Here is a 25,333-nt window from a genome sequence, read left to right as displayed (position 1 = left end):
TTCTAACCTAGATCTTCACCAAAATCCTTCATCACCGTTTCCCGCAATTCTTTAATTTCCTGCTCTTCAGATTTTGGGACAATCATGAGAATGTCTTTGTCCTCTACCACGATATAATCTGAAAGTCCTTTTAAAACTACGATCTTTTTATCAGCCGTAGAAATAATATTATTCTCTGAATCATCTGCCAGCAATCTGCAATTGATGGCGGTATTATCATTGTCATCTGAAGGCAATTCTGTCTTAACCGAAGTCCATGTTCCAAGATCACTCCAATCAAATTTAGCCGGAATCACATATACCGAGTCTGACTTCTCCATGATTCCATAATCTATTGAGATATTGGGGGCCAATTTGTAATTATCATCAAGAAATTGCTGCTCGTCCTGGGTGTTAAATTTAGATTCCCCTTTATTTAAAACCTTGTAAACTTCTGGCAAATGCTTTTCAAAATTCTCTATAATAAATTTAGTGCTCCAGATAAATATCCCAGCATTCCAGGCATAGTTACCCGCCTCAATGAATTTTTCAGCTTTCTTTTTCCCAGGTTTCTCGGTAAACTCATCTACCTTCTTAAGATCTTCTTTATCTTCTTTATCGTACTTGATATATCCATAGCCGGTGTTCGGTTCTGCAGGTTCGATACCTAAAGTCACCAGCTTATCTTTATTTTCAACTTCATCAAAAGCCTGTTGTACCGCCGAAATAAATTCATCCTCTTCTTTTATCCAATGATCGCTCGGTGCCACCACCGTAAGAGCTTTTGGGTTTTTCTTATATATCTTCATCGCACCAAGCAGTATACTCGGGGCAGTGTTTCTCATTTCCGGTTCAGGTACGATCTGTTCATCCTTTATTTGAGGCATCTGTTCCTTTACCATTTCTACATACCTCGCGTTCGTTAGGATATAAATATTCTCTGAAGGGATGATTTTAGAAAGACGTTTGAAAGTTCGTTGAAACAATGTTTCTCCAGCCCCTAGAATATCAATGAACTGTTTAGGATTTGATGCTTTACTTGCAGGCCAGAATCTTGAACCGACGCCTCCTGCCATAAGAATTGCATAATAATTATCCTTTTTACTACCTGTCATAACTTTAAACCTTTATCAACTGTACCTCAGCATTAGGCTGAAACAAATAAATTCTTCCCGTGTCCATCTCCAGACATTCATATCTTTTCACTTTTCTCGGTCCTTTTTTAAAGGTCTTCCCGTTATGAATTTTAAACAGACTTCCAGAAGGAATTTCAAAAATATAGCTTTTATCGTTTTCCGGATCAAAACTTTTCAAGGCCACCGATAATGCTGCATCCGTATCGCTGCTTGCCTTTGGGTTTCTAAAGTGATTGGCGATTACCGGAAGTAATGAATTTGGAAAAATTTCTGGTCTTATAAATGGTAGCATAAGACTTCTGAAGCAATGCTTCCATTCATTACCATGTGGTTTGATATTTCTACCGTATTTCTTAAAGGCTATCAAATGTGCAATTTCATGTACGGTGGTAATTAGAAAACGGTATCTATTTAGGTTCGCATTAATAGTGATCTGTTGAGTGCCATCTGGCATTCTTCGATAATCACCATGCCTGGTTACCCTTTCGTTTACGATCTTCAGATGGACACCATTCATTTTTATCAGTTCTGAAACCGGTTCTACCGAATTGGCAGGCAAATATTTCGCAAGAATCTCTCTCATCTATCAGGGTGTGCTATTGGACACCTGCAATATTTTTCCGTTATAGAGTTTCTGACCGTTCAAGCTGAAATCGGCGATGTAATTAGCCATATCTTCTGCTGAAACCGGAGCTTTATATCCTGGAAATGCCTCTTCCAGCATTTCGGTTTGAACAGCACCCAGCGCCAAGGCATTGAAAGAAGGCCCATTTTCTTTATATTCTTCAGCAAGCAGCTCTGTAAGGGTCAATAGAGCTCCCTTACTTGAGCTATAAGCTGCCAGTCCCGGAAATTTCATACTTCCCTGAATTCCACCCATACTGCTTATGTTTAACACATGAGAGGTCTTACTCATAAACGGAACCATTTTCCTGGTTATTTCTGCCACTCCAAAGACATTCACCTTATAAACTTTTTCGAAATCCTTATAAGTTGAATCTTCAAAAGGTTTATTCAGTAAAGCTCCCGCATTATTGATTAGAATATCCACTTTAGAATTCCATTTCTCAGAAATATAATCTGTAGCTTTTTTGATACTTTCTTCTTCTACTATATCAAAAGAGAACGTGTGAACGTTCTCTAGTTTTAAATCTGTTACAGGCTTCTCATTTCTTGAAAGAGCCAGTACCTGATGTCCCATTCTGGACAAAATTTTTACCAGCTCATAACCAATACCTCTACTTGTTCCCGTAATTACGATATTTTTCATTAATCGTTCATTTTTATTTCTTTCTCAGCTGTATTTGCCATTTTAGATAATCCTGGAATCAGGTCTTCAATTAAAGAAGCCATAAATTCAGCATCAAGAAAAGATGATTCATCATCTACATGATGATAATAAGGATAATTTGAAAAATCAAAAGTACTTACTGTTTGTGACGGAACATTGAATTCTTCAAAAAATGGGTAGTTATCACTTCGCTTGAACAAACTCATTTGTTGCGCCTGTGGCAAGAATCCAAGCACATTTTCATCTTCAGAATATGAATTGAACTTTTCAGCAAGATTTGATTTTTCGAATCCCGTTAAATAAGCCTTGTAATCTTTAGCTTTCATCGGCACTCCAATCATTTCCAAATTGAACATCACATAAAGATCAAGACCGTCTGCCTTCAATTTTTCAGCTAAATGTCTAGAACCTCTAAGTCCCATTTCTTCTGCAGAAAACAGTGCAAAAATAATACTCCTTTTATTATCTGAATTTTCTGCAAAGTATTTCGCCAGCTGAATTACTCCAACTGTACCAGCAGCATTATCATTGGCTCCATTGGCGATGGTATCACCTTCAACTTCTTTCCCGTTGCCTATGTGATCGTAGTGCGCTCCTATAATGATGAATTCATCTTTTAGTTCAGGATCTGTTCCTTCAACCACCCCAAGAATATTGAAGCCCTGAATATCGTTTACCATAAAACTATCCCGATAAGTCTCGAAATAAGGTTTGACACCGAAAGACTTGAATTTACCTTCTATAAAACTAGCGGCATCTTCTATACCTTCTGTTCCGGTTTTTCTCCCCATTAATTCATCGGAAGCTAAATAGGTGAGTTCCTGCTTAACTTCGTCCTTAGAAACTTCGATTTTAGCAATTTCTGCGCCCGTGTTATTTGAATTCTGACCGGAGCATGCAAGAACGGATAACATCATAAAGAGCAATCCGCCGAATCTGTTGAATTTTGTAATTTTTCTCATACTGCTAAAGATAAAAAAATCCCGCGATAAGGCGGGATTCTTGTTATTAATTAAAGACTGGAATTATGCCAGCATGGTCACTGGATTTTCCAGGTAAGTTTTCAAAGTTTGCAAGAATGCTGCTCCTGTAGCACCATCTACAGTTCGGTGGTCACAAGCAAGAGTCAACTTCATAGTATTTCCTACTACGATCTCACCATTCTTAACAACCGGTTTCTCCACGATAGTACCTACAGATAGGATCGCCGAATTTGGTTGATTAATGATACTTGTAAATTCAACAATTCCGAACATTCCAAGGTTTGAAACAGTAAAAGTGCTTCCTTCCATATCAGCAGGCTGAATTTTCTTGTTTCTTGCTTTTCCGGCAAGATCCTTCACGTTTCCACCAATTTGTGTAAGGGACATCTGATCTGCAAATTTAAGTACAGGCACTACCAGACCTTCTTCTACCGCTACAGCAACACCCATATGAATATGCTTGGCGATTTTAGTATTATCACCAGTCCATTGGCTATTTACCTGCGGATGCTTTCTTAGAGCCATGGCCGAAGCCTTAATAACCATATCGTTGAAAGAAACCTTCACATCTGGCATTTCATTGATATGCTTTCTTGAATTCATCGCATTTTCCATGTTCACTTCAATCGTAAGATAGTAGTGAGGTGCAGTAAATTTAGATTCGCCAAGTCTCTTAGCGATCACTTTACGCATTTGAGAATTCTTGCGATCTTCAAAGCTTTCTTCTCCTGCCGGCACGTAAGGTTGTGCAGCAGCAGTTGTTTTTTCAGCTGAATCAGATTTTGCTTCAGCCCCAGCTGGTTTCGCAGATTCTTTATAATTCTCGATGTCTTTCTTAACAATTCTTCCGTTTTCTCCGGAACCTTTTACGTCAGAAAGATCGATTCCTTTATCCTCAGCCATTTTCTTAGCTAAAGGTGAAGCAAAAATTCTTCCGCCGTCTTTAGATTGAGAATCGCTTCCAGATTTCTTCTCTTCAGAGTCCTGCTTTTCAGAATCTTTAGAAGTATCGGTTTCTTTGTCTTTTTCTGAATCTTTATCTTCAGATTTCTTTGCTTTTTTCTTTCCGCCTCCAGAAGTATCAATTTTGGAAACATCAGTTCCTTCGGGACCAATAATTGCTAAAAGACTATCTACTTTTGCAGATTCACCTTCCTGAATACCAATTTTTAAAAGCGTCCCTTCGTAGAAAGATTCAAATTCCATCGTCGCCTTATCAGTTTCGATCTCGGCAAGAATATCTCCTTCTTCTACTTTATCTCCTTCCTGCTTCAACCATGAGGCTACAGTTCCCTCTTCCATGGTATCGCTTAGACGAGGCATTTTAATGATCTCTACACCTTCAGGAACCTCAGATCCTGAATCGTCATCATCTCCATCGTCATCAGAATCGGAATCAGATTCATCTTTAGAATCCTTTTCTTCTTCTTTATTATCTTCTTTCTTATCTTCTTTTTTCTTATCTGAAGAATCACCTCCTCCACCATTGATTAGATCTGAAATATCTTCTCCTTCTTTTCCAATTATGGCTAATAATTCATCAACCGGAGCACCATCTCCCTCTTCAACTCCAATATGAAGCAAAGTACCTTCATAAAAAGATTCGAATTCCATGGTAGCCTTATCGGTTTCGATCTCGGCCAGAATATCACCTTCTTCTACTTTATCTCCTTTTTGTTTCAGCCACTTTGCAACGGTACCTTCTTCCATGGTATCGCTTAAGCGCGGCATTTTGATAACTTCTGCCATAATCTAGTCTAATTTATGTGCCAGGAAAGGATAGTCTTCCTGTTCGTAAACAACGTCGTACATTACATTTGTATCTGGGAAATCAGATTCATCTGCGAATTTTTCACATTCTGAAACCAGATCTTTAACGCGTTTATCAATCTCTTTAATTTCTTTATCTGTAGCGTATTTTTTCTCCTTGATAACGTTCTTCACTTTCGTTATAGGATCCAGCTTTTGATATTCAGCAACCTCATCTTTGGTACGATACTTTTGAGCATCACTCATGGAATGACCTCGGTAACGGTATGTTTTCAATTCAAGGAAAGTTGGACCATTACCTTTTCTGGCTCTGGTGATCGCTTCATCAAGTGCTTCAGCAACTTTCACAGGATCCATCGCGTCTACCGGGCCGCATGGCATTTCATAACCATTCCCCAGTTTCCAGATCTCAGTATCTTTTGAAGTACGAGCAACAGATGTTCCCATCGCATACCCATTATTCTCAACACAAAATACCACTGGAAGATTCCAGTTTACCGCCATGTTAAGAGTTTCATGTAAAGATCCCTGTCTTACAGCGCCATCTCCCATGAAAGTAAGGGTCACATTGTCCCTTTTATGATATTTATCTGCAAAGGCAAGTCCGGCACCTAGAGGAATCTGACCTCCTACGATCCCGTGACCACCATAAAATCTTTGTTCTTTGGCAAAAATGTGCATTGATCCACCTAGTCCCATTGAAGTTCCAGTCTTTTTACCATAAAGTTCTGCCATCACTTTCTTTGGGTCTACACCCATACCAATTGGCTGAACGTGGTTTCGGTAAGCCGTGATCATACGATCCTTCTCCAAATCCATGGCGTGAAGTGCACCGGCCAAAATAGCTTCCTGTCCGTTATATAAATGTAAAAATCCTCTAACTTTCTGTTGAATATAAACCTGCGCAAGCTTATCCTCGAATTTGCGCCAGAACAACATATCCTCGTACCACTTTAAATATGTGGCTTTTGTAATTTTCTTCATCTAAAATTTATATTTAAAGGCCAGACAGATTGGTTTTGCCAAGCGGATAACAAAAATACTATTTTCGATAAGAAACGAAAACAGTTTTCTAGCAAAAATCACGAAAACCTTATAGGCAGGAATTATCAAATACTAAAGGCAATAAATCCTTAACAGATTCAGCCTTTACTACTTTTCCTGTTTCACCCATAAAATATAGCTCGATCACCTCTTCCTGCTTTACTTCATACTCAACTAAAGCCTGCCTGCAAGCACCACATGGAGGAACAGGAGAAATTACCTTATGCCTGAGTGATTTTGCAGAAATCGCAATTTTTAAAATCCTTGAGTTTGGGAACCTTGCTCCCGCCGCATAAACTGCAGTTCTTTCCGCACACAGGCCGGAAGGATAGGAGGCATTTTCCTGATTACTACCTATAATAATTTCTTCATTATCTAATAGAATCGCTGCCCCTACTTTGAAACTGGAGTAAGGTGCATAGGCATTATCTCTTACTTCTATAGCCTGTTGCATTAAATTCTGAACATCCTCAGGTATCTCTTCTATAGATTCATAAACTTCTAAACGCGAAGTAATGGTAAGTGGCTTCATAAATTATAATTGGAAGAACAAGGTAACAGAAACCAGAAAGGTTTCCATCAGTAATAAGATAGTTTTAAGATTTAACTTTTAGTTATTGTAGCTTTCCCCGAAGTTGAAACTCAAACCAAAACGCAGGGTACCTTCTAAAGGACTGGGCACAGACGAGGTTGAAAATAAGTAAGAAGCGTCGATAATTATGTTTTCATAAGCGAAACCGGCACCAAGCGAAAAGAACCTCCTAAATCCTTTATCTTCGCTCTCATTAAAGTAACCCGCTCTTAATGCAAATTTCTCTCTGTACCAGTATTCTGCTCCCAGAGCAAGTGTAAGCTCTTTCAATTCTTCTGAAAAACCATCAGGCGCATCTCCAAAAGATTTAAATATTCCTTCTATAGATCCAATGGAATTATATTCCTCATCGTCTTCAGCATCAATATCACCGTCATTATCAAAATCCTGAGGCGTTGGCACCAATAATTTATTGAATTCTACATAAGTCCCTAAACGATTATCAGCATCAAAAATAAAATCGAAACCGGCTCCAAGTTTAAGGTTGGTTGGAATAAAGTTTTCCTGACCAGCATCATCATATTTCATTTTAGGACCAATATTGGAAATAGCAGCTCCTAATCTCCAACGACCATCAAAGTTACTCAAGGTCAACTGCTCACTTTCATAATATGCAGCAACGTCTACTCCAAAAGTAGAGGCCGCTCCAAGATCCTCATTATCCTGTAATCCAAGATCAGACCTCAAATATCTTCCGGCTACCGCCATAGAAAATGTTTCACTTAATTTAAGAGCGTAGGAAACATCAAAAGTAAGCTCATTTGGGCTAACCAATAATGGCAGATCTTCAAATCCCTGACGGGTTTCAATTGATCCAAGACTAAAATACCTAAGACTGGCAGCAACAGCGCTACGATCATCAAGTTTATGGAAGTAGTTAAGACTTCCAAGAAATATATCGTTTACAATCTCACTAAGGTATGGAGTATACGAAACAGCAACTCCGTTTTCTCTATTCGCAAAGGCATATTTTGCTGGATTCCATTGTTGGGAAAAAACATCTGGTGATGTTGCAACTCCCTGGTCACCCATTCCGGCAGCACGCGCATCAGCCGCTACCAGTAAAAAAGGAACAGCTGTGGTAATTACCCTATCCCTATCATTTTCCTGTGCAAACAATGAAAGATCGGCAAACAAAACCGCCGCGATCAAAAAGAATGTAATTTTTTTCATTATAGTAGTTAATGATAAACAAATATATAGTAATATTCCTGTTAAGAAAGAACCAGTTCACGAAAAAGCTTTCTCAACTTCTATAAACTCAATAAATCTAAGATAGTGATTACATTAGGGGTTATTGAATATAACTCAAATTAATGGAATTTATTGCACTCTTCAGATAAGAGGTCATTAAATTCGATAAAAATTATAATCACACATAATTTTTAGGTTATTTAGCCGTTAAAAATCTTTCACTAGGATTGAAACTTAAAAGCCTAATAATAAACCGAATATAAAACGAACTTAGGTTATGGCATATCAGAGAGTTATGTGATTTCTAACTCTTTTAGAATTAACAAAATAATCTTGTACATTTATCGTTAATTAGTATATTGCAAAGCCTAAATTTCTATCATAAAGAAGGGAATACTATGAAATTGAATGTAGCTTTAAAAGCCGTTATTGCTGTCGTTTGTGGCGTTAGCTTACTAAGCTGTAATAAATCCAACAATTACAAAAATACATCTCGCGCTACCGGATGGGACATTAATTCGGATGAAGGCGGATTCCAGTACAATACTGATTATAAAGAGCAGGAAGCTGCTCCGGGATTGGTTTTTGTAGAAGGAGGAACTTACACAATGGGACGTGTTCAGGATGACCCGATGCACGACTGGAACAACACTCCTACTCAACAGCACGTACAGTCTTTTTATATGGATGAAACTGAAGTAACCAACAAGATGTATCTTGAATATCTTGACTGGTTAAGAAGAGTTTTCCCACCAAGCGAAGAGAATTACAAAAACATCTATAATGGAGCGCTTCCAGACACTTTGGTATGGAGAAACCGTTTAGGATATAATGAAACAATGGTTACCAACTACCTGCGTCACCCAGCCTATGCTGAATACCCGGTTGTTGGAGTTAGCTGGATACAGGCAGTTGAATTCAGTAAGTGGAGAACAGACCGAGTAAACGAACATCGTTTGGAAGACGAAGGTTTCATTAAAGAAGGTGCTCACCTTACTGATGTAGATGCTTCTTCCACTTTTAATACTGAAACTTATATTCACACTCCAAGTAAAGCTTACGGTGGTAACACTGAAATTAGCCAGGGAGGAGATGAATCTCAGGATAGGTTAAGCGAAACTAATGATGCTGGAAATCCAGTTAAAAAAGTTTATCCAGGTCGTGAAAGCGGACTTATTTACCCTGAATACAGACTTCCTACTGAGGCAGAATGGGAATATGCTGCTCTAGGTCTTGTTGGAATTAGAAACTACAACACTTACCGTGGTAGAAAGAAGTATCCATGGGATGGGCAGTACACCAGAAACGGCGATGTTAAGAAAATGGGAGACCAGCTTGCAAACTTTAAACAAGGTGATGGTGACTACGGTGGAATCGCAGGATGGAGTGATGATGGAGCAGATATCACTGCTGAAGTAAAAACATACGAGCCTAATGATTATGGTCTTTATGACATGGCTGGTAACGTTGCAGAATGGGTTGCCGATGTATACAGACCTATCGTAGATGATGAATTCAACGATTTCAACTATTACCGTGGTAACGTTTATACTAAACATGAAATCACGGAAGACGGAACTGTGAGAGTAGTTGGAACTGATGATATTGTATATGATACTTTGAGTAATGGAAAACTGGTTGCAAGAAACCTACCTGGTGAAATCGCTCAGGTTGCGGTTACTGAAGAAGATACTTACATGAGAACTAACTTTACAGATAGTGACCAAAGAGATTTTAGGGATGGTGATAAAAGTTCAAGCAGATATTACCAGCCTTTTCAGGAAGTAGAAGAGGATCCTTCTAAAAGAATGTATAACTCTCCAACTTATGACAACTTCACTTATGCAGATAGCAGTGCTGAAGAAGGAATTACAGAAAGAGGTTATGACAAGGAGAAAAGAACAACACTTATTAGTAATGAAGTAAGAGTTTACAAAGGTGGTAGCTGGAGAGATAGAGCTTACTGGCTAGATCCTGCTCAACGCCGTTACTTCCCTCAGGATATGGCGACAGATTATATTGGATTTAGAAACGCTATGTCCAGAGTTGGTTCAAAATCACTTGACAAAAACAAATCGGCTAGAAGCAATTAATAAGCCTCTACCATAAAATAAACTTAAAGCCCTAAATTGTTTAGGGCTTTTTTTATAGCTTTATTTTATGAATACAGCTCGACTACATCAACGTTTTCTGCTATCTGCAGGTGTTGATACCGATACCCGAAACATTAGAAAAGACAGTATGTTTTTCGCTCTTAAAGGCGAAAAATTCAATGGCAATCAGTTTGCTGAAAGCGCCCTGGAAAAAGGCGCCCGGTATGCGGTGGTAGATGATAAGGAATACGCCAAAAACAAAGAGAATTATATCGTTGTCAAGGATGTTCTCAAAAGCCTTCAGAAACTAGCAGAATATCATCGAAAGTATTTAAACATTCCTATCCTTGCGATTACCGGAAGTAACGGAAAAACCACCTCTAAAGAATTGATCAACTCAGTTCTTTCCAGAAGATTTAAAACGATCGCGACCAAGGGTAACTTAAATAACCATATTGGAGTTCCGCTAACCTTACTTTCGATGGATGACCAAACTGAATTTGGTATCGTGGAAATGGGTGCTAACCATCTTAACGAAATTGAGTTTTTATGCGGTATCGCAAATCCCGATTACGGATATATTACTAATTTCGGAAAGGCTCATTTGGAAGGTTTCGGGAGTCTTGAAGGAGTCGTAAAAGGTAAAACAGAGCTTTACAAGGATCTACAGGAAAGACACAAATTAATATTCCTGAATATTGATGATGAAATTCAAAAAAGACACGAGAATTATAAGCACACTTTTACTTTTGGTGAGGATAAAAATGCAGATGTTTCTGTAAAATATCATTCAGGATTACAACATGCGCAACTCAATTATAATAAAACCGATTTTAAGAGTCAGCTTACCGGTTCCTATAACGCCAAAAATATGGCCGCGGCTTTATGTATAGGACTTTATTTTAAGGTTGATTTCAACGAAATCCAGGATGCTATCCAGAAATATAGTCCGCAGAATAACAGGTCGCAAATAATTGAAGAAGGCAGCAATACTATTATTATGGACGCTTACAATGCCAATCCTACAAGTATGCATGCTGCTTTAGAGAATTTCAAACAGTTGCAAACCGACAAACAGAAAATAGCAATTCTTGGCGATATGTTTGAACTCGGAAGCTCTGCCGCAACGGAGCATCAGGTCATAGCTAATTACGTTCAGAACAGCAATTTTACTGAAACTTATCTTCTAGGCGATAATTTTAAACAGACGGATACCAGCAGTAATTTTATCTTCAAATTCAAATCTATGGATAGCCTTAAAGAACACCTCAAGGAAACTAATTTTCAAAATTGCTATTTCCTTATAAAAGGTTCCAGAGGAATGGCTTTGGAAAGAGTTTTAGACAGCATTAAGGCCTAAATTTTTATTCTGACTTGGGTTTTCTGGTTGAATGAAGCATGTCCATCCTCCAGCCATCTTCCGTTTTTAAAGCAGTGGCGCTTTCCAGCCAGTGCATCTCGCCAACAAGATTGCCATCTTTCATAAATTCTGCATTGTTATGATAAGCAATCCACGCTGTGTTCCCAGATATCTTGATCTCAATAAATTCAAAATCATTCAATCGATCTATTCCATTCATCGAACCATTAGTAAGCATACTTTTGAGTTTATCCATATCCCAAATTTCACCATGTTCAAGAAGAATGAAATCTGCGGTAAAATAATCAGGTATTGATTCCATTTTAAGATCAGACAATACATCGTCAAAGGAATTCTGAACCAATGCCTTCAATTGTTCTTCATCGGTAGAATTCTGAGCATTGAAAGATTGAATAGAAAAAAGAATTAAGAAAAGGAATAGAAGCTTTTTCATGAATATTGAAATTGATTGATACATCCTTTAAAGTTAATCAATTCAGAAAATAAAAAAACCTCACATTGTGAGGTTTGAAAAATGTGAGTGATACTGGATTCGAACCAGTGACCCCTACCCTGTCAAGGTAATGCTCTGAACCAACTGAGCTAATCACCCATTCAGAACAAATATATCAAAAAGGAAGGGACAATTTTATTTCTATATAAACTATAAGGAATAAAAAAAGGCCTCCATATAGGAAGCCTTTATAATTTCTGTGGGCGCGAAGGGATTCGAACCCCTGACCCCTTGGGTGTAAACCAAGTGCTCTGAACCAACTGAGCTACGCGCCCTTACATGATTGCGGATGCAAATATATCAAAAATCAGAAATACCCAATGTATTTATATAAAGAAATTAAAATTATTTTTAGAACATAAAAAAGGCTTCCAAAACTGGAAGCCTTTTTATTTCTGTGGGCGCGAAGGGATTCGAACCCCTGACCCCTTGGGTGTAAACCAAGTGCTCTGAACCAACTGAGCTACGCGCCCTTGCGATTGCGGATGCAAATATAGACCAGATTTTGAATTACACAAAACAATTTAAGCGAAAAATGAAATTAAATTTCAATACCTCGAAGCCTCTATTTCCCTGAAAAAAGTAAGCTATTAAGCATCAGGTTATTGCTATTTTGAAACCTATCCCCAAATACTATATATCACAAATTTGAAAAGTTATAATACCTCTGCAACTGTAAAATTGCTTCCGCCTATGAATATCAGGTCCTCATCTAAGGCTTCTTCCTCCGCAGCAAGAAACGCAGCATTTACAGAATTATAGACATTCCCTTCTAAATCAAATTTTTGACTTTCTTTTTGGAGAATAGCAGCATCAAGACCTCTGGGCACATCGGGTTTAGCGAAATAATAGTGTGCTTTTTTAGGAAGTAATGGCAAAACTTTTGAAAGATCTTTATCATTTACAACTCCCAGAACAATATGTAAATTTTCAAACTTCACCTTTTGAAGTTGTTTCATTACAATCTTCAAACCCTCCGCATTATGAGCAGTATCACAGATCACCTTCGGCTTTTCTCTGATAATATCCCATCTGCCTTGAAGACCGGTGTGCAGTTTTACGTTATTCAAACCATTTGAAACAGCCTCTTCTGAAATTTCCCAGCCAAGCTCTCGCATTAACTTCAAAGCACTGAGAACAGTTCTTATATTTTTCTTCTGATAATCGCCTTTAAGGTCGGTGTAATATTTATCGAATTTGAGATCTGGCGCGAATAGAATTTGAGATTCCTGTTCCTCTGCAGCCTTTATAAAAACAGGCTCCGTTTCCTTCTGGCGTTCCCCGATCACCACCGGAACATTCTTTTTGATAATTCCCGCCTTTTCTCCAGCAATGGCCGTAAGATTATCTCCAAGATAAGCTGTATGATCTAGACCTATATTCGTGATCACAGACAATTCTGGGGTGATAATATTTGTTGAATCGAGCCTACCGCCCATTCCAGTTTCAATTATGGCTATATCAACTTTCTCCTTGGCAAAATAATCGAAAGCCATCCCCACGGTCATTTCAAAAAAACTAAGATGATTATAACCAAGAAAGGTTTGGTTTTCTTCTATAAAGCCAATAACATCCTCCTGTGGAATAAGTATCCCGTTAATTCTGATTCTTTCCCTGAAATCTTTTAAATGTGGAGAAGTGTATAGACCAGTTTTAAATCCGGCCGACTGAAAAACCGATGCGATCATGTGGCTTACCGATCCTTTACCATTAGTCCCGGCAACATGAATACTTTTGAATTTATTCTCAGGATGATCTAAATGCTCAGCTAATTTGAGGGTATTTGAGAGATCCTTTTTAAAAGCTTTTTTTCCTATTCGCTGATACATTGGTAACTGTTGAAACATCCATTCAACAGTTTCGTGATAAGTTTTCACTTATTCGGTAAGTTTAAAATTATAGATAATAGTTCCAACTTGCTTGGAAGGCGCATTTGAATCACTATTGAATCTCGTAGCCAAAGCGGCTCTTTTCGCTGGGCCAGTTAAGCAAGCAGCGCTATTTGTAGTTCCTTTCATTCCTGGCTGGGCACTAACCACCCGTCCGGATTGGTCTACCACGATCTTTACAACCACAATACCAGATTCATTGCAGTCCTGAACGAATTTTTCTTTATTCAGAGCTTTTCTTCCACCAAGTCTATAATTACCGTCACCATCTAGTCCGGCTCCCTGACCGTAATAGGAACTGGCGTTGGGATCACCATCAGGACTTCCCTTATCTCCAGCAACATTATCATTACCTTCTCCTCCAGTGGCCGTTCCTGATCTTTCAGGACCATTAAGAATACTGCTTAAAGCATCATTAGTGGATTTATCCGGTTTTGGTTCCGGCTTCTTTACAGGCTTTGGATCTTCCTTAGGCGGTTCAGGTTGCTTTGTTTCTACTGGTGTAGGTTCCTTTTTTTTCTTTTCTATTACCGGAGCATCCTCGATCTCCTGGGTCACAACTTCCTTTTCTATAACAGGCTCAGACTTCACTGGCTGTGCTGTAGATTGTTTAGGTGCCGATTTTACAGGTTCTGTAGGCTGCTTGTCTCCAGAACCAACTTCAGAAGTACCGAAATTTATAGCAATACCACTTTCCGGCGGCGGGTCTAAATAGGTAAGGCCGAAAAATATCAAAAGAAGAATTAGCACAACGTGTATTGCTACCGTAATGGTAAAGGATTTCTTCTCGTGTTTTGTTTCCAGCATCGACATTCTATTCAGGTTTAACCGCTAAAACTATTTTATAACTATTTCTGTTCGCGATATCCATAACGTTTACCGCCTTTTCAATAGGCACTCCTTCTTCAGCTCTTAGAATAATGGTTGGATTTTCTTCTCCGGCCAGTTTACTCTTCAAGGTAGATTCCAGAGCACTATTGCTTATTCTTTCACTATTTATATAAACCTGAAGGTCTTTAGTAATACTCACCGACAGCGTTTGCTTATTAGTAGTTTTACCTTTCGCCTTTGGAAGTATGAGATCCAAAGCTTCAGGAGTGATCACCGGTGAGGTTAGCATGAAAAAGATGAGCAGTAGAAAAACTACATCTGTCATCGAGCTCATGCTAAACTCCGGACTTATTTTATTTCTTCCTCTTAAATTCATATTAAGCAGGTTCGTTTAAAAGGTCAAGGAAATCTACTGCTGTAGCTTCCATTTGGTGAACCACTTTATCTGTTTTAACAACCAGGTGGTTATAACCTATATAAGCGATAATACCTACTATAAGACCAGCAACCGTAGTCGTCATGGCAGTATAAATACCTTCTGCCAAAGCTCCCATCTGAGCCTGCCCGCTGCTTGTTGCTAACTCATGGAAAGCAAGCACCATACCAATTACTGTTCCCAGGAAACCAATCATAGGTGCAGCACCGGCAATAGTGGCAAGAATACTCACGTTCTTTTCCAGCTTGTAAACTTCAAGTCTACCGGCATTCTCTATCGCTGTATTAATATCTTCCAACGGACTTCCAATTCTTGAGATCCCTTTTTCGGTTAATCTGGCAACAGGAGAATCGCTTTGGGCACATCTTATCTTTGCAGATTCAATATTTCCGCCCTGAACGCTGTCTTTAATTTGGTGCATAAAATTCTTATCTACTCTACTGGCCGCTTTTATGGCGAAAAGTCTTTCAAAATAGATATAAACCGCGGCGAATAATAAAACAAAGAGAATGATAATGATGATCTGGCCACCAAGACCTCCGCTAAACATAAGATCGAATAACGACAAGGTCTTCTCTTCTACGACTGGTTCTGTTGCCTGCGCGGCATCTACCACCTCGTCCTGCTGAATAAAATTAAGCATATGTATAAATAGGTTTTTTAATGTAACGTGCTAATATGATTTTAATTGTAAACCAAATTTAATTAATCAGCAAGGTAGATTTACCCGAAGCCTCAAAATGTATAAACAAACTTTTAAACAAGCTGTTTAAGAGCCACTTCGAATGCTGTTTTACTGATATTGGTTTTGCTGCTATTATTATCGAAAGTATTCTGAATAGCATTTTTAATGGTCATGGAAGTATCATTAAAGATTGCTTCATCTGTCATCTGAACTCTTCTCTCCATGAAATAAGCAAAAACTCTTGCCATTCCACAATTTGAAATGAAGTCTGGAATAAGACTTACACGCTCATCTGTATATTCCATAATTGGGCCGAAGAAAATTTCCTTATCGGCAAAAGGAACATTAGCCCCGCAGGAAATAACTTCAAGTTTACGATCTATCAGGTTTGTGATTTGGTCTTTTGATATTAAACGAGATGCAGCACAAGGTGCGAAAATTTCAGCATCCAGCTTCCATACTTTTTCGTTGACCTCTGCAAAAGGCATTACATCTTTATGCCTTAAAGCATTTCCGTCCTTATCCAGGAACATTTGCTTGATCTCTTCAAAACTAAATCCTTCTTCATTTATAAGTCCGCCTGCGCGATCAATGATTCCCACGATCTTTGCTCCCATCTGAGATAAGTAGTAAGCTGCTGCAGACCCTACATTACCAAATCCCTGAACAATGGCTCTTTTACCTTTAATATCACCTCCGTAAATAGTATAATAATGGTGAACAGCTTCTGCCACACCATAACCGGTGATCATATCTGCCACCGTATATTTTCTGCTCACATCAGGAGAAAAATTAGTGTTCTCTAGAACTTTGATTACACCCTGTCTAAGCTGACCAATTCTATTGATCTTATCTGATTCTGTTGGCTGAAAATGACCACTAAAAACACCTTCCTGAGGATGCCAAACACCACAATTTTCGGTAATTGGAATTACTTCATTGATCTCGTCTACATTTAGATCTCCACCAGTACCGTAGTAACTTTTCAATAATGGAGAAACGGCTTTATACCAACGCTCCAGAACTCCCTTTTTTCTAGGATCTGAAGGATCAAAGTTAATACCCGATTTCGCACCACCAATTGGAGGACCTGAAACGGTAAATTTCACCTCCATTGTTTTAGCCAGGGAAAGAACTTCGTTTTGATCCAGTCCTTTTCTCATTCTGGTACCACCACCGGCAGCTCCACCTCGAAGAGAATTGATCACCGTCCAGCCTTCAGCCTCGGTTTCAGAATCTTTCCAGTTAAAAACAATTTCAGGCTCTTTATTTTCGTATACTTTGAGTAATTCTTTCATTTTTGAAATATTTTGAAGCAAATATAAAAAACTAAGCAGGCTCAATTCCGAATTTGGCAAAATTTTCAGGGTTCATAAACCCGGCCTGAAGAATGGTCCATTTTAGCCCCTGTAACTGAACTCAAAACATTTACTTCTTCCCTCAATTTCAATACTCCCAGCAACGCAAAGATCAATGCTTCTTTGAAGTCGATCAACTCTTTTTCTGGAATAACAAATTCACATTTGGATCTTGACTCTATTTCTTCAATAAGGTAGGAATTAAAGGTTCCTCCACCAGTTAATAAGACTTTTGAATCTGAATCATCATCTACCGAGTTAGCGATCTGGGTTGCAGCATGAACGGTAAAAGTTTTTAGTACTGATGGGATATCGTCCTGGTTTTTATCCAGCAGTGGAATAATTTCAGAATTCACCCACTCTATTCCCAGAGATTTAGGTGGTTGAAGCTTGTAAAATCTTAGTTCATTTAGTTTATGAAGAAGTTCTTCATCTAGTTTTCCTGCTCTGGCTAACTTTCCATCCTCATCAAAATCCTTATTCAATTTCCGCATGAAATGGTTAAGGACAGTATTCACCGGACAAATATCGTAGGCGATCCGCTGAGAATCATTCTCCATGGATATATTGGCGAAGCCACCAAGATTGATGCAGTATTTATATTCATTGAATAAAAGTCGGTCGCCTATTGGCACCAACGGCGCTCCCTGTCCTCCCAATTCTACATCCTGCACCCTGAAATCACAAACCACCGGAACATTTATCATTGAAGCCAGACTGGGTCTGTTACCGATTTGGAACGTAACTCCCTTTTTAGGCCTGTGTTTCACCGTGTGTCCGTGGCTGCAAACAGCATCCAGGAGATCTATGTCATATTTCTGAATGAACCTATTGATCACCTCAGCCAGATAAGATGTATACTCTTCATCAAGCTTGATCAATTCAGCAGGCTCCAGACTAACTGCGGCAGACAAACGGTTTCTCCATTCATGGGAGTACGGAAATGTTTCAGAATGAATAATGGAAAAATCCGTTTTATGATTGAAGTTGATCTCTGTAAGAACGAGGTCTATTCCGTCAAGAGAAGTTCCAGACATCACCCCGATCAACCTGTATTCTGATTTTTCCATATTCGTAAAAATACTTAATATCAATTGAAAAATAGGTATCAAAAAGCTATCTTTGGCCTCCAAAAATCAGTTTTTTATAAATTTCTTTTCAAATGGATTTTAAACTTACAGAAGAACATATAATGATACGCGATGCCGCTCGTGATTTTGCAAAAACGGAATTACTACCGGGCGTGATCGAGAGAGATGAGAAACAGGAATTCCCAAAAGAACTTATCAAAAAGATGGGGAATCTTGGTTTTCTAGGAATGATGGCTTCCCCGGAATATGGTGGAGGTGGAATGGATACAGTATCCTATGTTCTGGCTATGGAAGAACTTTCAAAAATAGATGCTTCGGCATCGGTGATGGTTTCTGTAAATAATTCACTTGTTTGCTGGGGACTTGACACTTTTGGAAATGAAGAGCAAAAGAAAAAATATCTTTCCAAGCTTACCACCGGTGAGAAATTAGGAGCTTTCTGTCTTTCAGAACCGGAAGCAGGAAGTGATGCTACTTCGCAAAGAACCACTGCGATAGATAAAGGGGATCATTATATTCTAAACGGAACTAAAAACTGGATCACCAATGGAAGTTCTGCCGATTACTATTTGGTAATCGCTCAAACAGATAAAGAGAAAAAGCATAAAGGTATTAATGCCTTTATCGTGGAAAAAGGATGGGTAGGATTTGAAATTGGCCCTAAAGAGCAAAAATTAGGAATTAGAGGAAGTGACACGCACTCTTTGAACTTTAATGATGTAAAGGTTCCCAAGGAAAATAGGATCGGTGAAGATGGCTTTGGATTTAAATTTGCCATGAAAACCCTTTCAGGAGGAAGAATAGGAATTGCAGCTCAGGCCTTAGGAATTGCTTCTGGTGCTTACGAACTGGCAAAAGATTATTCTAAGCAACGTAAAGCATTTGGTACTGAAATCTGCAATCATCAGGCAATCGCTTTCAAACTTGCAGATATGCATACACAGATCGAAGCTGCTCGTCATATGGTTATGAAAGCTGCCTGGGATAAAGACCAGGGACAGAATTATGATCTTTCAGGTGCGATGGCAAAATTACATGCTTCAAAGACGGCGATGGATGTCACTGTAGAAGCTGTTCAGGTTCATGGTGGTAACGGATATGTAAAAGAATACCACGTAGAAAGATTGATGAGGGACGCAAAGATCACACAGATCTATGAAGGAACTTCTGAGATCCAAAAGATCGTTATTTCAAGAAGCATCCTTAAAGATTAATCTTTTTGAAATTATTATAAAGCAAAAGAGCAGCCCATTGGCTGCTCTTTCTTTTTAATTCAACTAATTATTATTTGCCTGCAATAATTTTTGCAGAATAAACTTCTCTATCTGTAGTCATTCTCACGATGTAGATCTGATTTGACTTCGTTCTGAAATCTACACTGAAGCTAGAGATACTATCAGCATTTACTGCCGTATCATAATATGTAGCTAATAATCTACCGTTTAGATCAAACACCTGGATGGTAACATCCGAAGTATAATCGAACAGATATCCAATATTCAATACGTCATAGAATGGTACCGGAGCCACGCTAAATAGTGGATCTGATGTTTCAGCTAATGAAGTACTAGCAGTGGATTTTTGTGGTTTTCCTCCTTTAGATGACTCTCCATATACAATTGTATTATTATTTTTATCTAGAGTAAAATATTGCGTTTCTGCTTCTGATCTTAATTCCTGAGCATATTCAATTGTATTGGTTCTACAAGCTTCAGCATGAGCAATAATATATATATAATCTACTCCTGTATTGCTTAATGGAGGAGCTACAACATTTAATCCTGCATCTACATCTATAGTCCAATTATATTGTCCAGGTGCAACGGTATATTCTTTATTTTTACCTCTCCCTTTTGGATAAGGTGCTTCACCAATATAGAATTGTCCACCTTCTATAAACCATCCTGTACTAGCATCGTCATATAAAGCCTCATATTCAACAGTGAAAGAACCGGCATATTTACTATCTAGTTCATCTGGAGTAGGAATAAATGTCACGGTCACTGTTCCAGCAATTTCACCTTTTGTAATATCACATTGTCCAGCTCCTGCATATAGAATTAATTCCAATGGATTTTCCTCCCACAGGATATAAGTATCCTTATCATAACCATTAGTCCAGCCCCACCTTTCCTCGTTTAAAACATCTGCATAACCTGGTACATTATCATCGATAAAGCAGTATGACTCATCATAGTTATTATCTGGCCCTTCAGGTTTTGCGAAAGCAGTTTCGCAGACTAGACAGTCAACAATTGTAAATATGATATTTACATCAGTTGGACAAGTCTTTCCAACAAGGTTATACGTAGCAATAACAGAGTAAATTCCTAATTCCGTCGGATCAAAGACACCATCGAAGTTCTCCCCGTTTAATAAATAGGATACCGCTCCATCAATAGTTTCACCATTCAAGTTTGGAGTTATATAACTATTCAGAATATTAATTCCACCAGCCGGTATATCACTTATACATATGGATACTGGAGGTAAATCAGAAGTTACAGGTTCTTCTACCGTAAAGTTAATTTTATCGGAACCAATACAATTACCCTCACTATCGGTAACTGTAAAAATCACCTCTTTATCCAAGCTATTCGAAATATTTGGATTGTAAGTTCCGTCTCCATTAACGTCACCGCTCCAAACTCCAGTCAATGTTCCGGTATCTCCTGTCCAAGGCTGACCATTAACAGTAGCCTTAAATTGAACCGGTATTGGATCTCCAAATTCATCTTCGGGTTGAATATCAGAATCACATACAGGATCCGAAGGTGGATCTAAAATAACAACATCCGGATTATTATATACTTTTAAAGTAAAGGATTTGATAGTGTGACAACCAGCTTCAGGATCGCCATCATTATCGTTATCTAAACGGGCATAAATTGTCTCAGGACTTGCTGGATCACTACCTCCTGAAAGGTATACGCGATAAGCATTTTTGCCTGAACCTATTGGATTTGTCTCTGTATCAGCATCCTCCTGGCTGGTATAAAACTCCCAAGTAACACCAGTTTCTTCTGTAGAAACTCCATCATCAAGATCAAATTCGTAATATCCTAAATCAGCGCCATTTTGATCCTGATCTTCACATGAATCCAAGTTGCTAACTGTAAAATCAGGATTGTCGTAAACCTTAACTGTGAAAGACTTGATCGTATGACAATTCTCCTGTTCATCAGAATCATTATCCAGTCTTACCCAGAAAGTTTTTGGACTGTCACTAAGGCCAACCGATACACTGGTCGGATCCTCAATATCATCAGTATCAAGTCCTGCAGTTGCCTTTGCTGAACTATCATAATATTTGAAGCTTCCTGAATCTGGATTTGCTCCGATGGCGGAAGTAAGGTCGAAGGTCTGACTTTCAGTTGTACCTTCTTCACAGTCTTCAAGATCAGAAACTGTAAAATCTGGATTGTCGTAAACCTTAACTGTAAAAGACTTGATCGTATGACAATTCTCCTGTTCATCAGAATCATTATCCAATCTTACCCAGAAAGTTTTTGGACTGTCACTAAGGCCAACCGATACACTGGTCGGATCCTCAATATCATCGGTATCAAGTCCTGCAGTTGCCTTTGCTGAACTATCATAATATTTGAAGCTTCCTGAATCTGGATTTGCTCCGATGGCGGAAGTAAGGTCGAAGGTCTGACTTTCAGTTGTACCTTCTTCACAGTCTTCAAGATTGGAAATTGTAAAATCAGGATTGTCGTAAACCTTAACTGTAAAAGACTTGATCGTATGACAATTCTCCTGTTCATCAGAATCATTATCCAGTCTTACCCAGAAAGTTTTTGGACTGTCACTAAGGCCAACCGATACACTGGTCGGATCCTCAATATCATCAGTATCAAGTCCTGCAGTTGCCTTTGCTGAACTATCATAATATTTGAAGCTTCCTGAATCTGGATTTGCTCCGATGGCGGAAGTAAGGTCGAAGGTCTGACTTTCAGTTGTACCTTCTTCACAGTCTTCAAGATCAGAAACTGTAAAATCTGGATTGTCGTAAACCTTAACTGTAAAAGACTTGATCGTATGACAATTCTCCTGTTCATCAGAATCATTATCCAATCTTACCCAGAAAGTTTTTGGACTGTCACTAAGGCCAACCGATACACTGGTCGGATCCTCAATATCATCGGTATCAAGTCCTGCAGTTGCCTTTGCTGAACTATCATAATATTTGAAGCTTCCTGAATCTGGATTTGCTCCGATGGCGGAAGTAAGGTCGAAGGTCTGACTTTCAGTTGTACCTTCTTCACAGTCTTCAAGATTGGAAATTGTAAAATCAGGATTGTCGTAAACCTTAACTGTAAAAGACTTGATCGTATGACAATTCTCCTGTTCATCAGAATCATTATCCAGTCTTACCCAGAAAGTTTTTGGACTGTCACTAAGGCCAACCGATACACTGGTCGGATCCTCAATATCATCAGTATCAAGTCCTGCAGTTGCCTTTGCTGAACTATCATAATATTTGAAGCTTCCTGAATCTGGATTTGCTCCGATGGCGGAAGTAAGGTCGAAGGTCTGACTTTCAGTTGTACCTTCTTCACAGTCTTCAAGATCAGAAACTGTAAAATCTGGATTGTCGTAAACCTTAACTGTAAAAGACTTGATCGTATGACAATTCTCCTGTTCATCAGAATCATTATCCAATCTTACCCAGAAAGTTTTTGGACTGTCACTAAGGCCAACCGATACACTGGTCGGATCCTCAATATCATCGGTATCAAGTCCTGCAGTTGCCTTTGCTGAACTATCATAATATTTGAAGCTTCCTGAATCTGGATTTGCTCCGATGGCGGAAGTAAGGTCGAAGGTCTGACTTTCAGTTGTACCTTCTTCACAGTCTTCAAGATTAGAAACTGTAAAATCAGGATTGTCGTTAACCTTAACTGTAAAAGACTTGATCGTATGACAATTCTCCTGTTCATCAGAATCATTATCCAGTCTTACCCAGAAAGTTTTTGGACTGTCACTAAGGCCAACCGATACACTGGTCGGATCCTCAATATCATCAGTATCAAGTCCTGCAGTTGCCTTTGCTGAACTATCATAATATTTGAAGCTTCCTGAATCTGGATTTGCTCCGATGGCGGAAGTAAGGTCGAAGGTCTGACTTTCAGTTGTACCTTCTTCACAGTCTTCAAGATTGGAAACTGTAAAATCAGGATTGTCGTAAATATTTACCTTAAAGGTTTTCTCCCTATAACAATCTAAATCCCCATCTTCATCATTACTGATACGAACTGTAATGGTTGTTTCTCCAAGAGATGCTGAATAATTCTCAGGATCGCCTATAACTCCATCGCTGTCTGAGTAAGTCATAGTTCCAGAGTCTGCATTGCTTATGGCGGCGGTAAGATCTACTGTAGCAGTCTCAGTGTCCTCAGACTCACAAACACCTATAGGTTCAACATCAAAATTTGGTACTTTATAAATCGTGACCTCTGCTTCTGCAGAGCCTATACAGTCCCCTAAACCATCAATAGCATCCCCAATTACTTCAACTTTAAAAGTATATTCACCTTCTGACTCGTTAACCTGGTAATTTTGGGCAGTTCCTCCTTCCTCTACTGGAATAACCTCACCATTTCTGTACCATTGATATGAAAATTCTGTTTCACCTGGTTTATAAAGTCCACCTTCAATTACAGGCCTTAATATATTTAGCTCGTCTCCTTCGCATGCAGTAAATCCTTCCAATTCTACTTCTGGTTGCACAAAAAATCCCCCAGCAACATAATCGTTTAGAGCTGAATCTACTGAAGCAGAATTTCGAGTATTTACTAGAAATGAGGAAAAACATGCATTAGTACCTGAAATTAAGTCAAAATCGGTATTATTCAAAAGCCCTTTAAGATCTATAAACCCCTCGAAAAACGTGTTAATAGGCATTAGAGAAGGCCCTGCTTCTCCCTTGGTAAAATAGGACCATGGTGTACCTGTCGGTTCAACATTAAGCACAGCTCCTACATACCCCGATAATATAGGGTCTACACCATTAGGTTCTATTAAGGTTTGTAATTGACCATTATTGGGAACATCGCCAGAGCCGTCACCCCGCCATTCGTAAACTGCAACATTTCCTTGTTTTCCACCATTCGTAAAAGAGGCAACCAAAAATAAGTCTCCCGGTACATGTTCTCCAGTAAATCCAAAACCATCCTCCCTAACATCATCCTGAAGAAACCAAAAACCAATATTGGCATCTCCATTATCAGCAAATAGATTTCCGAAAAAATAAAGGACCCCATTATAGAGAAAGGCTCCGGCCTGCTGAATATCTGTTTTGTCATTAGGACCATTGTTGGTATTACTCCAATCAGCAATGAAGTCGTGATCTTTAGAACCCTGCGTAAAAGTTTTATCAATTGTGAGTTTTGGATCCGGATCGCTAGGGTTATTTATGTCATCAAAAATAATCCCTGCCGAAACGGAATTGAAGGGAAGGGAATAATTTTCTGGGTCGATAAAAGCATTCCAAACATCGTCCCAATCCAGCTCCGAATTATCAGAAATAACATTTCCATCCTTAAATCCTGGTAGAACCTGTGAATGTATTTTTCCAGTGCTTAAAAGCAAAAATAAGATCAATATGAAAATTGAAATCATTTGATTGGTAATTTTTTTCATAATAATTAAATTTTAAGGTTAGGCCATTAGCTTGGTTAACCTAGGGAAGCAGACCGGGCAGTCATTAAAGGGGGCTTCAATTAATCTAATTACAAAACTGAGTAGGGCATAACCTGATCATAGATCAGGGAAAGTGCCTGGATGGCACAAAATCATACGGGGGGAATACATTTAACAATCCAGAATAATTATCTGGTAGCAAAAAAAGAAAAGTAAAGTATCTGGAGGCTTTTAAATATTTTGATAAATAGATTCAAAAAGAATATAGAACACTAGTTATCAATAAGTTAAAATTAACATTTTATTTTGATTATTCGCGAGTTAAAATTTCACTTTCCAAAAATTACGGGAAAACCCTTAAGAAGAAAATTCACTACTAAATGCATTAAATAATTCGCAACAAGAGTTTGTATTTTTAAAGATTTCTCATTTAAACTTC

The 25,333-nt window shown here is 38.6% G+C and carries 19 protein-coding genes and 3 tRNA genes; 3 read left to right on the top strand and 19 right to left on the bottom strand.

The features are described 5' to 3' along the window. Positions 1 to 2: 2 nt before the first annotated feature. The 8 genes from AC2S94_RS07175 to porV form a co-directional block, all read right to left on the bottom strand. Positions 3 to 1,094, bottom strand: coding sequence for a mannose-1-phosphate guanylyltransferase (locus tag AC2S94_RS07175; RefSeq protein ID WP_484630782.1), 1,092 nt, complete (start codon positions 1,092 to 1,094; stop codon positions 3 to 5). Between the two features lie 4 nt (positions 1,095 to 1,098). Then, positions 1,099 to 1,698: a SprT-like domain-containing protein gene (locus AC2S94_RS07170; RefSeq protein ID WP_484630781.1), complete on the bottom strand. Its 600-nt coding sequence runs from the start codon at positions 1,696 to 1,698 to the stop codon at positions 1,099 to 1,101. A gap of 3 nt (positions 1,699 to 1,701) precedes the next feature. Further along, positions 1,702 to 2,385 carry an SDR family NAD(P)-dependent oxidoreductase gene (locus AC2S94_RS07165; protein WP_484630780.1) on the bottom strand — a complete coding sequence of 228 codons (684 nt, stop codon included), beginning with the start codon at positions 2,383 to 2,385 and terminating at the stop codon, positions 1,702 to 1,704. Further along, positions 2,385 to 3,368 carry a M20/M25/M40 family metallo-hydrolase gene (locus AC2S94_RS07160; protein ID WP_484630779.1) on the bottom strand — a complete coding sequence of 328 codons (984 nt, stop codon included), beginning with the start codon at positions 3,366 to 3,368 and terminating at the stop codon, positions 2,385 to 2,387. Before AC2S94_RS07160 ends, AC2S94_RS07165 begins: the two co-directional genes overlap by 1 nt. Positions 3,369 to 3,431: 63 nt before the next feature. Beyond that, positions 3,432 to 5,138, bottom strand: a complete 1,707-nt coding sequence (locus tag AC2S94_RS07155; protein ID WP_484630778.1) for a pyruvate dehydrogenase complex dihydrolipoamide acetyltransferase — start codon at positions 5,136 to 5,138, stop codon at positions 3,432 to 3,434. Between the two features lie 3 nt (positions 5,139 to 5,141). Further along, positions 5,142 to 6,143, bottom strand: coding sequence for a pyruvate dehydrogenase (acetyl-transferring) E1 component subunit alpha (gene pdhA / locus AC2S94_RS07150; RefSeq protein ID WP_484630777.1), 1,002 nt, complete (start codon positions 6,141 to 6,143; stop codon positions 5,142 to 5,144). Between the two features lie 109 nt (positions 6,144 to 6,252). After that, positions 6,253 to 6,735 carry a cytidine deaminase gene (gene cdd / locus AC2S94_RS07145; RefSeq protein WP_484630776.1) on the bottom strand — a complete coding sequence of 161 codons (483 nt, stop codon included), beginning with the start codon at positions 6,733 to 6,735 and terminating at the stop codon, positions 6,253 to 6,255. 78 nt (positions 6,736 to 6,813) lie between these two features. Then, entirely contained in the window at positions 6,814 to 7,968 is a 1,155-nt protein-coding gene (gene porV, locus AC2S94_RS07140) for a type IX secretion system outer membrane channel protein PorV (RefSeq protein ID WP_484630775.1), read from the bottom strand. A 419-nt stretch (positions 7,969 to 8,387) separates the two neighbouring features. Here porV and gldJ point away from each other — a divergent pair, with 419 nt between their 5' ends. Next, positions 8,388 to 10,082 (top strand): gliding motility lipoprotein GldJ, encoded by a 1,695-nt coding sequence (gldJ, locus tag AC2S94_RS07135; RefSeq protein ID WP_484630774.1) that lies wholly within the window; start codon positions 8,388 to 8,390, stop codon positions 10,080 to 10,082. Positions 10,083 to 10,149: 67 nt separating this feature from the next. Continuing rightward, positions 10,150 to 11,442 (top strand): UDP-N-acetylmuramoyl-tripeptide--D-alanyl-D-alanine ligase, encoded by a 1,293-nt coding sequence (locus AC2S94_RS07130; protein WP_484630773.1) that lies wholly within the window; start codon positions 10,150 to 10,152, stop codon positions 11,440 to 11,442. A gap of 4 nt (positions 11,443 to 11,446) precedes the next feature. Here the strand turns inward: AC2S94_RS07130 and AC2S94_RS07125 are convergent, their stop codons facing one another. The 10 genes from AC2S94_RS07125 to AC2S94_RS07080 form a co-directional block, all read right to left on the bottom strand. Next, positions 11,447 to 11,896 (bottom strand): DUF4440 domain-containing protein, encoded by a 450-nt coding sequence (locus tag AC2S94_RS07125; RefSeq protein WP_484630772.1) that lies wholly within the window; start codon positions 11,894 to 11,896, stop codon positions 11,447 to 11,449. A gap of 84 nt (positions 11,897 to 11,980) precedes the next feature. Continuing rightward, positions 11,981 to 12,055: transfer RNA gene (locus AC2S94_RS07120), tRNA-Val, on the bottom strand. A 101-nt stretch (positions 12,056 to 12,156) separates the two neighbouring features. Then, positions 12,157 to 12,231: transfer RNA gene (locus AC2S94_RS07115), tRNA-Val, on the bottom strand. 123 nt (positions 12,232 to 12,354) lie between these two features. After that, positions 12,355 to 12,429 (bottom strand) — tRNA-Val (locus tag AC2S94_RS07110). Between the two features lie 183 nt (positions 12,430 to 12,612). Next, entirely contained in the window at positions 12,613 to 13,833 is a 1,221-nt protein-coding gene (locus AC2S94_RS07105; protein WP_484630771.1) for a bifunctional folylpolyglutamate synthase/dihydrofolate synthase, read from the bottom strand. Further along, entirely contained in the window at positions 13,834 to 14,658 is an 825-nt protein-coding gene (locus AC2S94_RS07100; protein WP_484630770.1) for an energy transducer TonB, read from the bottom strand. Position 14,659: 1 nt separating this feature from the next. Further along, positions 14,660 to 15,052, bottom strand: coding sequence for an ExbD/TolR family protein (locus AC2S94_RS07095; RefSeq protein ID WP_011710754.1), 393 nt, complete (start codon positions 15,050 to 15,052; stop codon positions 14,660 to 14,662). Position 15,053: 1 nt separating this feature from the next. Beyond that, positions 15,054 to 15,755, bottom strand: coding sequence for a MotA/TolQ/ExbB proton channel family protein (locus AC2S94_RS07090; protein WP_484630769.1), 702 nt, complete (start codon positions 15,753 to 15,755; stop codon positions 15,054 to 15,056). A 113-nt stretch (positions 15,756 to 15,868) separates the two neighbouring features. Next, positions 15,869 to 17,095 carry a Glu/Leu/Phe/Val dehydrogenase dimerization domain-containing protein gene (locus tag AC2S94_RS07085; protein WP_484630768.1) on the bottom strand — a complete coding sequence of 409 codons (1,227 nt, stop codon included), beginning with the start codon at positions 17,093 to 17,095 and terminating at the stop codon, positions 15,869 to 15,871. A gap of 65 nt (positions 17,096 to 17,160) precedes the next feature. Beyond that, entirely contained in the window at positions 17,161 to 18,225 is a 1,065-nt protein-coding gene (locus AC2S94_RS07080) for an anhydro-N-acetylmuramic acid kinase (RefSeq protein WP_484630767.1), read from the bottom strand. Between the two features lie 92 nt (positions 18,226 to 18,317). Between AC2S94_RS07080 and AC2S94_RS07075 the strand changes: the two genes are divergently transcribed. Further along, positions 18,318 to 19,460, top strand: coding sequence for an acyl-CoA dehydrogenase (locus AC2S94_RS07075; RefSeq protein ID WP_484630766.1), 1,143 nt, complete (start codon positions 18,318 to 18,320; stop codon positions 19,458 to 19,460). 70 nt (positions 19,461 to 19,530) lie between these two features. Here AC2S94_RS07075 and AC2S94_RS07070 read toward each other — a convergent pair whose 3' ends face one another. Further along, the gene (locus AC2S94_RS07070; RefSeq protein WP_484630765.1) at positions 19,531 to 24,894 is read right to left on the bottom strand and encodes a T9SS type A sorting domain-containing protein; all 5,364 of its coding nucleotides are present in this window, start codon (positions 24,892 to 24,894) and stop codon (positions 19,531 to 19,533) included. Positions 24,895 to 25,333 lie beyond the last annotated feature (439 nt).

The sequence above is a fragment of the Christiangramia pacifica genome (assembly GCF_057221535.1).
This window is presented reverse-complemented; position numbering and strand designations above follow the sequence as displayed.